At 36.7% G+C, this 13449-nt stretch carries 11 protein-coding genes; 5 read left to right on the plus strand and 6 right to left on the minus strand.

Features of this window, described 5'->3' with window-relative positions; translation table 11 throughout:
* Positions 1-26: 26 nt before the first annotated feature.
* From ABWU67_RS03950 to ABWU67_RS03960, 3 genes are all read right to left on the minus strand, one after another.
* The gene (locus tag ABWU67_RS03950) at positions 27-1322 is read right to left on the minus strand and encodes a Na+/H+ antiporter NhaC family protein (RefSeq protein WP_353281711.1); all 1296 of its coding nucleotides are present in this window, start codon (positions 1320-1322) and stop codon (positions 27-29) included.
* 955 nt (positions 1323-2277) lie between these two features.
* Complete coding sequence (gene ccmA / locus ABWU67_RS03955; protein WP_015589045.1) at positions 2278-2901, minus strand: heme ABC exporter ATP-binding protein CcmA; 624 nt, start codon at positions 2899-2901, stop codon at positions 2278-2280.
* Between the two features lie 3 nt (positions 2902-2904).
* Positions 2905-3336, minus strand: coding sequence for a hypothetical protein (locus ABWU67_RS03960; RefSeq protein ID WP_174515653.1), 432 nt, complete (start codon positions 3334-3336; stop codon positions 2905-2907).
* Between the two features lie 196 nt (positions 3337-3532).
* Here ABWU67_RS03960 and aspS point away from each other — a divergent pair, with 196 nt between their 5' ends.
* Positions 3533-5335 carry an aspartate--tRNA ligase gene (aspS, locus tag ABWU67_RS03965; protein WP_353281713.1) on the plus strand — a complete coding sequence of 601 codons (1803 nt, stop codon included), beginning with the start codon at positions 3533-3535 and terminating at the stop codon, positions 5333-5335.
* Positions 5336-5386: 51 nt separating this feature from the next.
* Positions 5387-6649, plus strand: a complete 1263-nt coding sequence (locus ABWU67_RS03970; protein ID WP_353281715.1) for an MFS transporter — start codon at positions 5387-5389, stop codon at positions 6647-6649.
* Between the two features lie 7 nt (positions 6650-6656).
* Here the strand turns inward: ABWU67_RS03970 and ABWU67_RS03975 are convergent, their stop codons facing one another.
* Positions 6657-7580, minus strand: coding sequence for an RluA family pseudouridine synthase (locus tag ABWU67_RS03975; RefSeq protein ID WP_006279888.1), 924 nt, complete (start codon positions 7578-7580; stop codon positions 6657-6659).
* A 408-nt stretch (positions 7581-7988) separates the two neighbouring features.
* Complete coding sequence (pdhA, locus tag ABWU67_RS03980; RefSeq protein ID WP_353281717.1) at positions 7989-8969, minus strand: pyruvate dehydrogenase (acetyl-transferring) E1 component subunit alpha; 981 nt, start codon at positions 8967-8969, stop codon at positions 7989-7991.
* Positions 8970-9024: 55 nt separating this feature from the next.
* Here pdhA and hemJ point away from each other — a divergent pair, with 55 nt between their 5' ends.
* The 3 genes from hemJ (at position 9025) to miaB (ending at position 11718) form a co-directional block, all read left to right on the plus strand.
* Positions 9025-9453 (plus strand): protoporphyrinogen oxidase HemJ, encoded by a 429-nt coding sequence (gene hemJ / locus ABWU67_RS03985; protein ID WP_010082641.1) that lies wholly within the window; start codon positions 9025-9027, stop codon positions 9451-9453.
* A 53-nt stretch (positions 9454-9506) separates the two neighbouring features.
* Positions 9507-9785 (plus strand): hypothetical protein, encoded by a 279-nt coding sequence (locus tag ABWU67_RS03990; protein WP_155968384.1) that lies wholly within the window; start codon positions 9507-9509, stop codon positions 9783-9785.
* Positions 9786-10398: 613 nt separating this feature from the next.
* Positions 10399-11718 (plus strand): tRNA (N6-isopentenyl adenosine(37)-C2)-methylthiotransferase MiaB, encoded by a 1320-nt coding sequence (miaB, locus tag ABWU67_RS04000; RefSeq protein ID WP_010962578.1) that lies wholly within the window; start codon positions 10399-10401, stop codon positions 11716-11718.
* Positions 11719-11857: 139 nt separating this feature from the next.
* On the opposite strand, the gene ABWU67_RS04005 is transcribed toward miaB, so the two are convergent.
* Positions 11858-13324 (minus strand): peptide MFS transporter, encoded by a 1467-nt coding sequence (locus tag ABWU67_RS04005; protein ID WP_007548626.1) that lies wholly within the window; start codon positions 13322-13324, stop codon positions 11858-11860.
* Positions 13325-13449 lie beyond the last annotated feature (125 nt).

A 13449-nucleotide genomic window follows, 5' to 3' on the forward strand; every position in this document is an offset into this window, starting at 1 on the left:
TCCTTATGGGTAAAAAAAGAGAAACTCTAAGTTGCAGCCGCACAATGTTTCTCTTTTCTGCTGTTGATGATTATTTCGCCTATTGTAACTGCCGCTAGAATAAAGCAATAATATACCTGTGTTAATAAAGAAATAGGTGATACAGAGGCGATGCTACCTGCTAGCAATAGTTGGGAACCATAAGGTAAGATACCTTTTGTAGCACAAGCAAAAACATCTAATAAGTATGCGCTGCGATGTGGCGCAATACTGTGTTTTTGTGCAAGCCTTTTTGCAATGCCACCACTTAGTAAAATAGCAATGGTATTATTGGCAACTAAGGTAGTAAACATAGACGCAATTCCTGCTATCACAAATTCAGCTTTAGTTTTTGTGATATTGCTTTCATCGATGAGTTTATGCAACGCTTTTTGACCTTGCTTGTACATTATATGGCTCAATCCACCGATAAATAGAGCAAATATCACTATTTCGTTTACTTTTTTGAAACCGTCATACACGTCATGAGGAAATTGAATGATAGCATAGTCAAAAAAAGTTATTCCTAGCACACCAGCAATAATTATGTTTATAGTTATTGTTACTAAAGTGGCGACTTCAAGCAGCCCCATGATTATTAAAGAAATGTAAGGAATAATTTTTATTATAGAATAATAATCTAAATTTGATATAGAAATAATTTTTGTACTATTTGAGGCAACTGCTAGGTAGATGAGTGTTATAATGCTGGCAATAAGTGCAACTTTAGAGTTCATTTTAAGTTTATCTTTTGCTGAAGCTTCCTGTGAAGAAACAGATGCAATGGTGGTATCAGATATCATCGAAAGGTTATCGCCAAGCACGGCACCACCTACTACAGTTGCAGTTCCTATTTCGAGACCGAAAGCTCCACTTTTTGCCAGATTAACAGCTATAGGTACCATCAGCGCAACAACTCCCATAGATGTGCCAATTGCAGTTGAAATAAAAGCAGAAGCCAAAAATACTCCAGGCAGCAGTAATCTTGCTGGAAGGAAATTAAGAATTAAATTAGCAACAGTGTCTGCGCTACCGATTGATTGAGTCACCGCAGAAAATGCTCCAGAAAATAAAAAAATTAAACACATAGTAAGGGTGTTTTTGTCACCCATGCCCTTGATAACAGTATCGATGTTATGCTGAATTTTATTTGTACCACGTGAGACAGCAAAAAATAGTGCTGGTAATAAGCAGATTACTGGTGAAACCTGATGAAGTGGATTATCAGTTCCGATAAAAGAAAAATAAGCACCACTTCCAAGATACAAGATTAAAAAAATAATCAAGGGGACAAAAGCTGTCATTTTACTGTACCTAAACTTATAACTATAACTAATTAAGTGGTTTTAAGCAAGTTTGGTTTTCACTAGTTCTACAGGAAGTCAATAGCAGAGTTTTAAACTTCATATTTAATCTACTAAATAAATAGCACATGTAGCTTATTGCTTGACAATAGGATCTAATTGTTGTCTAGATTCCAGCATCACGCGCACAACTGTACGAACATTTGTTTGCGAAGAAATGTTATAGCTGGTTTTGCCTCAAACACAAAGATGTCATCCGAGTAGCTGACTACTTGGATCCAGAAAATTTTGCTGCGAGTAAGCAAATTTGTTTGGTGAGCATAGAAAGTGGAATGTGTAAGCGCAGCCTCAACAGGTTGTCATCCAAGTAGCTGACTACTTGGATCCAGATTGGATACTGAGTTGGTGAGTATAAAAGTATAGCTAACGCGAGCTCTACGTCATACCGCCGCAGAATAATTAACCGTCATACCGCGATTCATTCGCAGTATCCCTTCGCGGTATCCCTTAGCCGCTAACAAGCAGCGGGATGACGAGCTTATCGTCATGCCACCGCGAACCGTCATACCGCGATTCATTCGCGGTATCTCTAGATCCCGCTAACAAGCAGCGGGATGACGGTTGTCGTTTAGCCATAAACATTAAGGAATTTACCAAATGAAAAAAAAGGCAAAGAAAACCCGTGCTAGTTATTCACTCTCTATTTTAAAATTTGACGTCGGGTGATGTCTTGAACAGCGCGTTTCAGCTTGTATAGCTAGAAGTTTTATAAAGACATAAGGTGCACATAGTGCAAAAAATTAAACATGACACACCAGATATACTAAGTTTTTTTGTCGTTTTATCTGCACAGACTGAAGATAAATAAATAGCTTCAGTTTCATGATAAGGGGACTGGCGAAGGGTGTCAAGGAAGTCTTTTCGTTTCTAATGGTTGTTAACGTGCTGCCAAAAACTATGCAAGAAGTCTATTGAAATCGCGTATATCAATCGTTGTAAAATCACACAATTGCTCTGTAGAGCTATGCCCTGTAATAATTACTATACCATTTTGCTCAGAGCGTATTGAGATTAAGTTCAGCACTAATTCACACGTTGCACTATCAAGATTACAAAATGGTTCATCTATCAGCCAAACGTTTGCATTAGAAATCAAGAGGCGAGCAAGCGCAACTCTCCTTTTCCAGCCTGCAGAAAGTTCGCCATATCTAATATTAAGTACAGGTTGCAACTGCAAGCAACAAATAGCTGCCACAATCAATTCTCTAGTATTTCGTATTCCTGCCCAGAATTCTACGTTTTGAGCAACAGTTAAGCTATCTTTACAGGCATTCTTATGGCCTATATAGACCATAGAAGATATATAGGATTTTGGATCATCATATATATCTTTTCCGCAGTGCCTTATATTGCCTGATACCGGCGGTAAAAGTCCAGATAAACTTCTAATTAAGCTGGTTTTACCACTACCATTTGGACCAGTGATTAGAATCTTTGATTTTAGCTCAGCTTTAAAACTGAGATTCTTAAATAGTACCTTATTATTACGAGTGCAGGATAAATTTTCACATTCAAGCATGGATTATCTGCCCTTTCCCTTATGTTTACCTTGAGTTGAAGCCTGAGCTTTTACAAACAGCTCCCAAAATCCTTTCTGTCCGCCTTCTCTATGTATCAATTGTGCAAAACGCTGCATTAAACCATTACCCATCATAACCATCTTTGTCCATTTACCTACCGGTTTTGCTATGTCAACTATTTCTGGATCTTCTTTATAAACTTGCACATCTTTTTGTTTCTCGCGTAGCGTTTCTTGTTGTTTCATCAACTCTTTTTGCTTATTTTTTTGATATAATTCATTGAATTTTCTGTCTTCTTCCCACTCTTCTTTAAAAACTTTTCTAGGAAATATGATTTTTCTAATGCGATTTTTGTATATTTTTCTCAAAAAGAGAAATACTGCAGCTACAGCAAGTAATGTTACGCTATATAATATGATCTGTGTAAGTGGCATTTCCTGTATCTAATTCATTAAAAATACCCTTACTATTATACCATAATTATAGAAATTGTGCAATTTTTTTGCGGGTAAAGACAATATAAAAGCAGTACTGCTCTATTTCGAAAATTGCGCAAATATCTGACGAACGGGCTTGTATGTAATAAGGTTTATTTCTATACTTCTTAAAGAATTTAGAAGTAAAACAAATATGAACTGCTATAAAACTCATACGTGCAATGAACTGAGGAAGAACGACGTAGAAAAGGAAGTTACCCTTTCTGGATGGTTATATCGTAAGCGCGACCATGGTAACCTAATTTTTGTTGATTTAAGAGACTTCTACGGAATCACTCAGCTAGTATTTAATAATGACAAAGACTTTTTTGATGAGATATCAAATTTAAAATTAGAGAGTGTAATTACTGTTACAGGAATAGTTGAAGCTAGAACTGAAGATACGGTAAACAGCTCTATTTCTACCGGAGAAATCGAGGTGATGGTCAACAATTTGCGCGTTGAGTCGGAAGTTGAGTTCCACCGTGATGAAGAAATAGCGAAAGAAGAAAGAAGTATATTAGCGAGCATTGCTGGCGAACAAGAATATCCGGAAAATATGAGATTTAAATATCGTTTTCTTGATTTAAGGCGTGAAAAAGCCCGCAACAATATTATTCTGCGCTCACAAATTATTGCAGAACTCCGCAAGCTCATGATAGAGCGAGGATTTTTAGAGATTCAAACTCCAATACTCACTGCTTCCTCTCCTGAAGGAGCACGCGACTACCTAGTGCCAAGCAGGCTAAATCCTGGCAAGTTCTATGCATTGCCACAAGCTCCGCAGATTTTCAAACAGTTGCTCATGGTCTCAGGGTTTGATAAATATTTCCAAATCGCACCGTGTTTTCGTGATGAAGACGCAAGGGCTGACCGTTCTCCGGGAGAGTTTTATCAGCTAGATCTTGAAATGTCTTTTGTAACTCAAGAAGACATCTTTCAGATTATTGAGTCTACCTTATATAGAGTGTTTGCTAAATTTTCTCGCAAGTCTGTCGATAAAGATTTTCCACGCATTACATACAAAGAGGCAATGCTTAAGTATGGTTCTGACAAGCCAGATTTGCGTAATCCACTATTAATCAGCGATGTTACAGAAATTTTTCGTGATTCAGGGTTCAATATTTTCAAAAGCAATATTGAGCGTGGTATGGTAGTGAGAGCCATCCCTGCACCTAAAACAGCAGAGGAACCACGCAGCTTCTTTGATAAAAAGATAGAACATGCGCAAAAAGAATTCGGTGCTAAGGGTCTCGGATATATAACGTTTGATAAAGATGGAACTGCGAAAGGCCCAATTGCTAAATTTCTTGATGAAAATAGGCTAAACCACATAAGAGAAGCAACAAACATAGAGCCAGGAGATAGTGTATTTTTTGCTTCTGACAAAGAGAATGAGGCGGCAAACATTGCAGGAAAAGTACGCACTCTTTTAGGGTCGGAACTCAGTCTTATAGATGATAATATCTTCAAGTTTTGTTGGATCATTGATTTTCCATATTTTGTATATGACGATAAAAGTAAAAAAATCGATTTCTTTCATAACCCATTCTCCATGCCACACGGTGGTCTGAAAGATTTAGAGGACAAAAATCCACTGGATATCCTTGCTTACCAATATGATCTTGTTTGCAATGGAATAGAACTATCAAGTGGGGCGATTCGTAATAACAAACTGGATATCATGTATAAAGCTTTTGCCATTGCAGGTTATAGCCGGGGAGAAGTTGATACAAGATTCGGTGCACTTGTACGTGCATTCAGATTTGGTGTTCCTCCTCATGGTGGAATAGCACCAGGAGTTGATAGAATAGTTATGCTGCTTGCTGATGAGCCAAATATTCGTGAAGTAATCTGTTTTCCTATGAACCAGCAAGGTGAAGATGTTCTAATGGGTGCTCCTTCCAAGGTGGAGGATAAGCATTTACGTGAATTATCCTTGAAGGTTATTGAATGAAAAATTTTATAGCAAGGAGCACCGGTTTAGGTTATGTTAAATTGAAAGACCATGAATAATATCCAAAAAGCAATACTATCGGGCATGATCTGTAACATGATTGTGTGGTATGAACTCACTCTTTTTGGAGTATTAACAGATACAATCATCAACGTTTTTTTCCCATCAGAAGATCATTATTTGAGTACACTCAAATTCCTTGGTGTTTTTGCAATTGGTTTTGCGTTTAGACCAATTGGTGCAGTAATTTTGGGTTATATGGGAGATAAGTATGGCAGAAGAAAGACTTTACTTACTTCAGTAATATTAATTTCAATATCATCCACAATTATGGGAATTATACCTGGGTATAAAGAAATAGGGTTGCTTTCACCTGTATTGCTTGTGTTTTGTAGAATAGTGCAAGGAATAACTGCAGGAGGTGAAACAAGCATTAATACAGCATTTACGATAGAGCATTCAAAAGATAAAAAAAATCTAGGTTTCTTAGGAAGTATGAAGCCCTTTAGCGGAGCCCTTGGAACGCTCTTATGCATAACAATGATATTTATCTGCAAAAGAGTTACAGGTGAGAACTATGAAATATGGGGATGGAAGTTGCTTTTTTATTTTTGCTTTTTTTTGGGGACAATAGGTTTTTTAACTAGGTACATATTAAAAGAAAGCTTAGCATATAAAACTAATAAGTACGCTAATAATTTAGCACATTCACCATTGTTAGAACTAGTAAGAAACTATAAAAGACCGCTTATTATTTCAATCAATCTGGGAATTGCTCAGAATGCAATTGTCTACGCAGCAATAATGTTTTATAATATATCAATAAAAGAGCTAGTTATTTTATCTATTAGTGTTAAAGATTTAATGAGGATAGTAATACAGGTTGTATTTGCAGCATCTGCGGTACTTTTTGCAATTTTATCTGATAAAGTTGGAAGAAAACGCGTAATGATTCCTGTACTGATTATGCTATCTCTGATTGGTACATGTGTATTACTATTATTATCTTCCGTTAACCACTATGTCGTAATAATAACTTACTTATTGATTACTATACCAGTAGGTGCATCTTTTGGAATATATGGTTCTGTTATTTGTGAACTGTTTCCAACAAAAGTAAGATGCACTGGCGTAAGCTTAGCAAATAATATATCTGCAGGAATTTTTGGTGGCCTTTCTCCATACATATGCATGTGGCTTATAGAAAAAACCGAAACAAAACTTGCAGCAGGCATTTATCTTACTGCCTGCGCATTAATTAGCCTAATATCTGTGCTTCAAATTAAAGCCAAAGACAGAAAAGTTGATTGGTGAAATCGTTTCAGTCGAAAAATAGCGCTTCAATGGATTTTTCGATGTGTTTAGTGATAGGAGCGGTGATAGTGATTTCTTTATTGTTTGGCAGTTTTAAAGATAAAGAATGCGAATGAAGGTGAATTTTATTTGCTATCCCATCAATAAAAGCTTTTTTACCACCATATTTACCGTCACCAAGAATAGGGCAATTTATATGAGCTAAATGTGCACGTAACTGATGGGTTCTGCCGGTAATTGGTTGTAATTTTAAATAAGCAACATTGTGTTTGGATTTTGCTATAATTGAAAAATGCGTAGTGGCATTCTGAGGTGAATTTTCATCAACGACCACTTTTTCTTGACCTGAAACATATTTTTTCACCAATGGATAGTCTATTGTTCCACTATCCTTGCTCGGTATGCCAGAAGTTAATGCTAAATAAGTTTTTTTTACTCTTCGTCCTTTAAATTCTTCCATAAGGTATCTGGCAACATTAGCGTTGCGTGCGAATATTATCACTCCACTCGTATCTCTATCTAGCCTATGGACAATTTTAAATGTTTCTCCCTCTCTTATTTGGTCAAGCAAATCACTCATGCTAATCTTTACTTTTACGCCACCTTGAACGATGACCCCTGCGGGTTTGTTTATAGCTAGTATATATTCGTCTTCATATAATATGTTCTCTCTTAGTAGATTCACTAACTTTTCATTATATTTGCGATCAGAATTAGCGTTTTCAATATAATTCAAGTGCTTCAGCGTTATAGTTTGCCCAGAATTTACTCTATCACTGGACTTTGCTTTGCAATCATCAACTTTGATTAATCCTTTCCTTAAAGATTTTTCAATTACAGATTGCTTTAGATCAGGAAAGATTCTTCTGATGTACCTATCCAGCCTAACGTTATCGTCTTCTATTAATATGGTTTTTATACTTTGTAGCATCCCATTATTTATAATGAATATCTAGTGAAATGTCAATTATTGGTGTCATTCCAGTGTCAAGCACTGGAATGACACCGAAGGGGCTACTGCCGTCATAAAGGAACCAGTGTCAGCTACTCGGATGACAGGAGAAGGAGACTACTGAGATGACAGCTAGCCTGACAACCGTCATCCCGCTGCTTGTTAGCGGGATCTAGAGATACCGCGAATGAATCGCGGTATGACGGTTCGCGGCGGCATGACGTAGAGCTTGCGTTAGCTATACTTTTATACTCACCAACTCAGCTGGATCCAAGTAGTCAGAGCACTGGGATGACAAAAAAAGGAGGGCACTTGGATGACGGGAGAAGGAGCTATTTGGATGACATCGTTTACTATACAATGTTTGTACAGTTCTGGATAAAAAAATTAGCTAACAAATTTATAAACATCAGTATACAGCTCATCAACGCTTGGTTCTTTACTATTTTTGGCAAAATCTTCCGACTTTTTTACTAAATCACGTATTTCCTTATCAATTACTTTGCACTCTTCTTCTGAAGCCATTTTATTATCTGTCATGTATTTCTTTAAAGTGCTTATAGGGTCATGATTTTGCTTCATATCTTCAACTTCTTCTTTTAAGCGATAAGTAGCAGGATCTGACATTGAGTGACCGCGATATCGATATGTCTTCATTTCAAGCAGGATAGGCCCTTTTCCGCTGCGTGTGTGTTCCGCTGCTTCGCTTGTAGCCTCATAAACAGAGAAAAAATCCATTCCATCAACTTGTTTTCCAGGAATACCAAAACTTTCTCCTCTTTTATATAACTCTGTTACTAAAGTTGACCTTTGCACGGAGGTTCCCATTGCGTATTCATTATTTTCTATGATGTAAACCACAGGCAACTCCCACAAAGATGCCATATTAAACGATTCATATACTTGTCCTTGATTTGCAGCACCGTCGCCAAAATATGTAAATACCACATTATCTTTTTTCTTATATTTATTAGCAAATGCTATTCCTGTGCCAATTGGAACTTGTGCTCCCACTATTCCATGCCCGCCGAAGAATTTTTTTTCAACGTCAAATACGTGCATCGAACCACCTTTACCTTTCGAGCATCCTGTTTCTTTGCCGGTAAGCTCTGCCATTACAACATTTGGATCAGAATCACATGCGAGCATTAAGCCATGGTCTCTATAACTTGTGATAAAAGCGTCACCTAATTTTGATGCAGCTTGAGTTCCAATTGCAACTGCTTCTTGTCCTATTGATAGGTGACAGAACCCGCCTATTAATCCCATCCCATATAATTGTCCTGCTTTTTCCTCAAATCTGCGTATGAGTAGCATTTTCCTGTAGAATCCAATTATCTGTTCTTTAGTGAAATTTTCTGCTTTCATATCGATTTCTTTTTCATTAAACTAACACAATACCAGGAATTTTAAATTTTTGCTAATGAACTATTACCACTGGCTTGAGGCTTTTCACGTTATCTCTGTTATCATGTGGATGGCAGGTATGCTTTATTTACCCAGGCTTTATGTCTACCATGCAACTGTAAAACCGGGATCGGAAAATGATAGCTTGCTTCAAACAATGGAAAAGAGGCTACTTAGATATATCATAAACCCTGCAATGCTTTTCTCACTTGGTCTTGGAATTACACTAATGGTTATTAGGGAAGCATATCGTGAAGGATGGTTTCATGTAAAAGCATTTGCAATACTTTTGATGTTAATTATTCATATGCTACTTGCAAAATATAGGAAAAATTTTGCAATGGGTTCGAATAAGAAGTCACATATTTATTTTCGCGTTTTAAATGAAGCAGTTACAGTATTGATAATAGTTATAGTTATTATGGTTGTTGTAAAACCTTTTTGACTGACCTTACCCAAAAAAAGCAGAAAGCTCGTATCTGTTCAGATGCATGGCTAATGTACAATACTGAAATAAAAATTCCAGTGCTCCCTTTCTTGTCATCCCAGTGCTTGACACTGGGATCCAGCTTTCTTTACAAATTCACCAAAAGTGCTTCATTCTATAACGCAAAACCCATACTCACCAAACTCAATGCATTACTTGCAATTAAGTTTCCTGGATGCCAGTGTCAAGCTACTCGGATGACACCATTCTTTTTCCTGGATCCCAGTGTTAGCTACTTGCATGACACCATTCTTTTTCCTGGATCCCAGTGGGCTTTGTTGCATCGCTAGCTATGATGGATAAAGATAAAAAAGGTAGAGAATATCAGTAGCTTATTATTCTGGTATTTATAACAAGAACGGTCAGTGAATACCTAAATTTGAGTAAAAGAAATTTCACTACCACTCACTAATCCGGCTAAAATTCAAGAATTTCAATGCTTTAGCTATTTTCAATAGAATTAAATTTATTAATATAAATAATAAATTACTATTCTTAAATTTGATCAGATTGATTGGAAAAAAACAAGATTTTCAATAGGTTGCTTATAATCCTAACTATAGTTAGCCTTTCATAAGTAGCGATGCAACAAAGCCATCCCAGTGTCAAGCACTGGGATGACAAGAAGAGGGCACTGCCCTCTTGGATGGAAGCCAGTGTTAGCTACTTTCATGACACCCTGACAACCGTCATCCCGCTACTTGTTAGCGGGATCTAGAGATACCGTGATGGTATGACGTAGGGGTTGCCGAGAACTTGTCATCCCAGTGCTTGACACTGGGATCCAGTTTTTCGTATAATGTTGTCAAAATCTATTGTGCTAGCAAGTTCACTAGCGTCACGCGCTGGTCTGTTAGACATTTACGTGTAGGGTGAAGAAATTTTGAAAAAGACATACCAAATATGAAAGGCCTATATATTAAAACTTACGGCTGTCAGATGAACGTTTATGACTCCGTTTTAATGGAAAATGTAATTAAACCTTTGGGGTTCAACGTTGTTAGTGATGCAGGGAAAGCCGATTTAGTGATACTGAATACTTGTCACATTAGAGAGAAGGCAGCAGAAAAACTTTACTCAGAGCTTGGGAAGATTCATTCGTTACGAAAAGAAATGACTATAGTGGTGGCTGGGTGTGTAGCGCAAGCAGAGGGAGAAGAAGTGTTCAGAAGGGCTCCTTTTGTTGATATTGTTGTTGGTCCGCAGAGTATCGCTACCTTACCGGAGCTGATAGTCAAAGCAAGCAGAAGTAAAGGTCATGTAATAAACACTGATTTTCCTGAAGTTGCAAAGTTTGATAAATTGCCAGATGAATGCTATGGCAATAGCCAGGGGTCTTCTGCGTTTCTTGCCATACAAGAGGGTTGTGATAAATTTTGTACGTTTTGTGTAGTGCCCTATACTCGTGGAGCTGAGTATTCACGGCCAGTGAATGAAATATTTCGTGAAGCATTGAAATTAGTTGCAAATGGGGCAAATGAGATCAATTTGCTTGGTCAGAACGTCAATGCTTACCATGGGGAGTGCGAAGGGGAAGTGTGGGATTTAGGAAAATTAATTAGTCATATTGCTAAAATTGAAAAGCTAGAGAGGATTCGTTATACAACTTCTCATCCAAGAGATATGCATGAATCTCTCTACTTGGCACATGCGGAAGAGCCAAAGCTCATGCCGTTTGTTCACCTGCCTGTGCAGTCTGGTTCGAATAAAATATTGCACGCGATGAACAGGAAACACACTGCAGAGGAGTATTTGGAAATAATAGACAGATTTCGCAAATTGAAACCTGAAATCGAATTTTCTTCTGATTTTATTGTTGGTTTTCCTGGAGAAACCGAAAAAGATTTTGAAGAAACTATGAAATTAGTAGAAAAAGTTAGATATGCTCAGGCTTATAGTTTTAAATACAGCCCAAGACCAGGCACACCGGGAGCGGAAAGAAAAGATCAAGTACCAGAAGAGGTTAAAACAGAGCGCCTTCTTCGTTTACAGAAATTAATTAGTAAGCAACAACTTGAGTTTAACCAGAGTATGGTAGGTAAAACTATACCTGTTCTATTTAGCGATAAAAAAGGTAAACACCAAAACCAAATTATTGGTAAAAGCCCATATATGCAATCAGTGTGCATTGATGATTCTGAAGATAAATACAGGGACAAAATAGTAAATGTGAAAGTGTTGGAAGCTCGGCAGAGTAGTTTGCTGGGGTGTGCATTTCACTGATTTTAAGCAGCGTTAAATATAAATCTTAAGCAAAGAGTATTGAAAAAATGCAATCATAATCTTTTTCAAAAGTTACAAAGTTTAATTGCTACCTCTGCTGAACGGGTACCTTAAACCTACAAATTTGAGCTTACCTATATCAATTTTTTGTACAAGATGAGTTAGTAACAACTTTATGTATAAAATTGAAGAAGAATAAAAATACAATAACGAGCATTAAATTAAATATTCCCACCTTTAAAAAACCCTCTTTATATATTTCTAAAGATTCTAAATAATTTATTTTACCATTTACTGAAGGAACTGACATAAATTTTGATATTGCAACTCCGGCTAGGTTAGAAAACGCTAATGACAGCATTACTATACCCATCACTACTCCTCTAAGGTTTTTGGGGGCTAGTGTAGTTGCTTGTTCTTGGACTAATGGAGCAATACATAATTCTCCCAGTCCCATAAAGGAGATAGCAATTATTAAATATAAGTATTCTACTTTACCTTCAATGTTAGAGTTTAAACATCCTATGTACAGTGTGAAAAAACACATAGCCATTGTCAGAAGGCCAAGGGTAAACATGGAAGTTGCATATTTTTGCTTAAACTTCATGTATGTTCCAAAAAGAAAGCCAAATATTATAATTGACAAAGGATTTATGGCTTGAGAAACTGAAGCTGGGATTGTTATACCTAATACATTGTTAATAACGTTTCTTTCGGTGAATAAGTTAACCAAAGAGCCAAGCTGCATTTCTAAAGCAAAAAAACACAAGAAAAATACCACAAGAATAGATAATGCCACTAATTTTCGTCTTTGTTCTGCTGATAATTTAGATATTATATAAATAAATATGCCCAGAGCTGTTATTCCAATAAATATGAGCATATTAGTAAAAAATTCACTATGTATAAGCATTTTAGCAATTATTGATGATGACAGAAAGCTTCCTATCAATACTATACCAAAAATTTTAATCCCTAATATGCGCTTATTCATAAGCTCTGGATAAGGAGAAAGGCCGCTATCTCCTAAAAGATTCTGAAATTTGAGAAAAAAGATTAGCCCTATAGACATCCCAATACCAGCTAAACCAAAGCCGTAGTGCCAGCCAAACAAGTGGGCTACATAACCACATGAAATAGAAGCCAATATTGCTCCAATATTCACACCTACGTAAAATAAAGTAAAGCCTCTGCTACGTTCAGGATCGTCTTTGCCATAGCATGAACTAAGTAAGTTAGTTACGTTCCCTTTAAACATACCAGTACCTATGGCTATTAGAGATAAACCTAAATATAATAAACCTGGTTCAAACTTAACCAATGACATGCAAGCATGACCTGCTATCATCACTATCCCTCCAAGCAACACCATGTTGCGGAATCCCATCAACTTATCAGCTAAAAAACCTCCAAGTATTGGTATAGCATAACCTGTTGCAGCAAATAATGAGTAAATAGTAAAGGCCCTCTCATCAGTGAAACCTAAGTGAGAAGTCAAAAATAGGACCAAAAGTGCCCTCATTCCATAGTAAGAGAAACGTTCCCACATTTCAACAAAGCACAACATTTTTAAAAATTGTGGAAACTTATCTGTCTTCTGATCCATAAAATACCCCTAAAGCTTGGGTTAATGTTAAGTAAAACAATAAAAACTGCAAGTAAAACTTAAAAAAAGGTATTGGAAGCTCGGCAGAATAGTTTGTTGGGGTGTGAGCTACGGAAATATTTTTG

It is taken from the genome of Wolbachia endosymbiont (group A) of Aleiodes leptofemur (genome assembly GCF_964028465.1).
Lineage (GTDB): Bacteria > Pseudomonadota > Alphaproteobacteria > Rickettsiales > Anaplasmataceae > Wolbachia > Wolbachia pipientis.

Bases quoted from the DNA above. Each gene is read 5' to 3' on its own strand.
- ABWU67_RS03950 (WP_353281711.1), bottom strand. From the start codon at position 1,322: ATGACAGCTTTTGTCCCCTTGATTATTTTTTTAATCTTGTATCTTGGA.
- ccmA (WP_015589045.1), bottom strand. From the start codon at position 2,901: ATGCTTGAATGTGAAAATTTATCCTGCACTCGTAATAATAAGGTACTA.
- ABWU67_RS03960 (WP_174515653.1), bottom strand. From the start codon at position 3,336: ATGCCACTTACACAGATCATATTATATAGCGTAACATTACTTGCTGTA.
- aspS (WP_353281713.1), top strand. From the start codon at position 3,533: ATGAACTGCTATAAAACTCATACGTGCAATGAACTGAGGAAGAACGAC.
- ABWU67_RS03970 (WP_353281715.1), top strand. From the start codon at position 5,387: ATGAATAATATCCAAAAAGCAATACTATCGGGCATGATCTGTAACATG.
- ABWU67_RS03975 (WP_006279888.1), bottom strand. From the start codon at position 7,580: ATGCTACAAAGTATAAAAACCATATTAATAGAAGACGATAACGTTAGG.
- pdhA (WP_353281717.1), bottom strand. From the start codon at position 8,969: ATGAAAGCAGAAAATTTCACTAAAGAACAGATAATTGGATTCTACAGG.
- hemJ (WP_010082641.1), top strand. From the start codon at position 9,025: ATGAACTATTACCACTGGCTTGAGGCTTTTCACGTTATCTCTGTTATC.
- ABWU67_RS03990 (WP_155968384.1), top strand. From the start codon at position 9,507: ATGTACAATACTGAAATAAAAATTCCAGTGCTCCCTTTCTTGTCATCC.
- miaB (WP_010962578.1), top strand. From the start codon at position 10,399: ATGAAAGGCCTATATATTAAAACTTACGGCTGTCAGATGAACGTTTAT.
- ABWU67_RS04005 (WP_007548626.1), bottom strand. From the start codon at position 13,324: ATGGATCAGAAGACAGATAAGTTTCCACAATTTTTAAAAATGTTGTGC.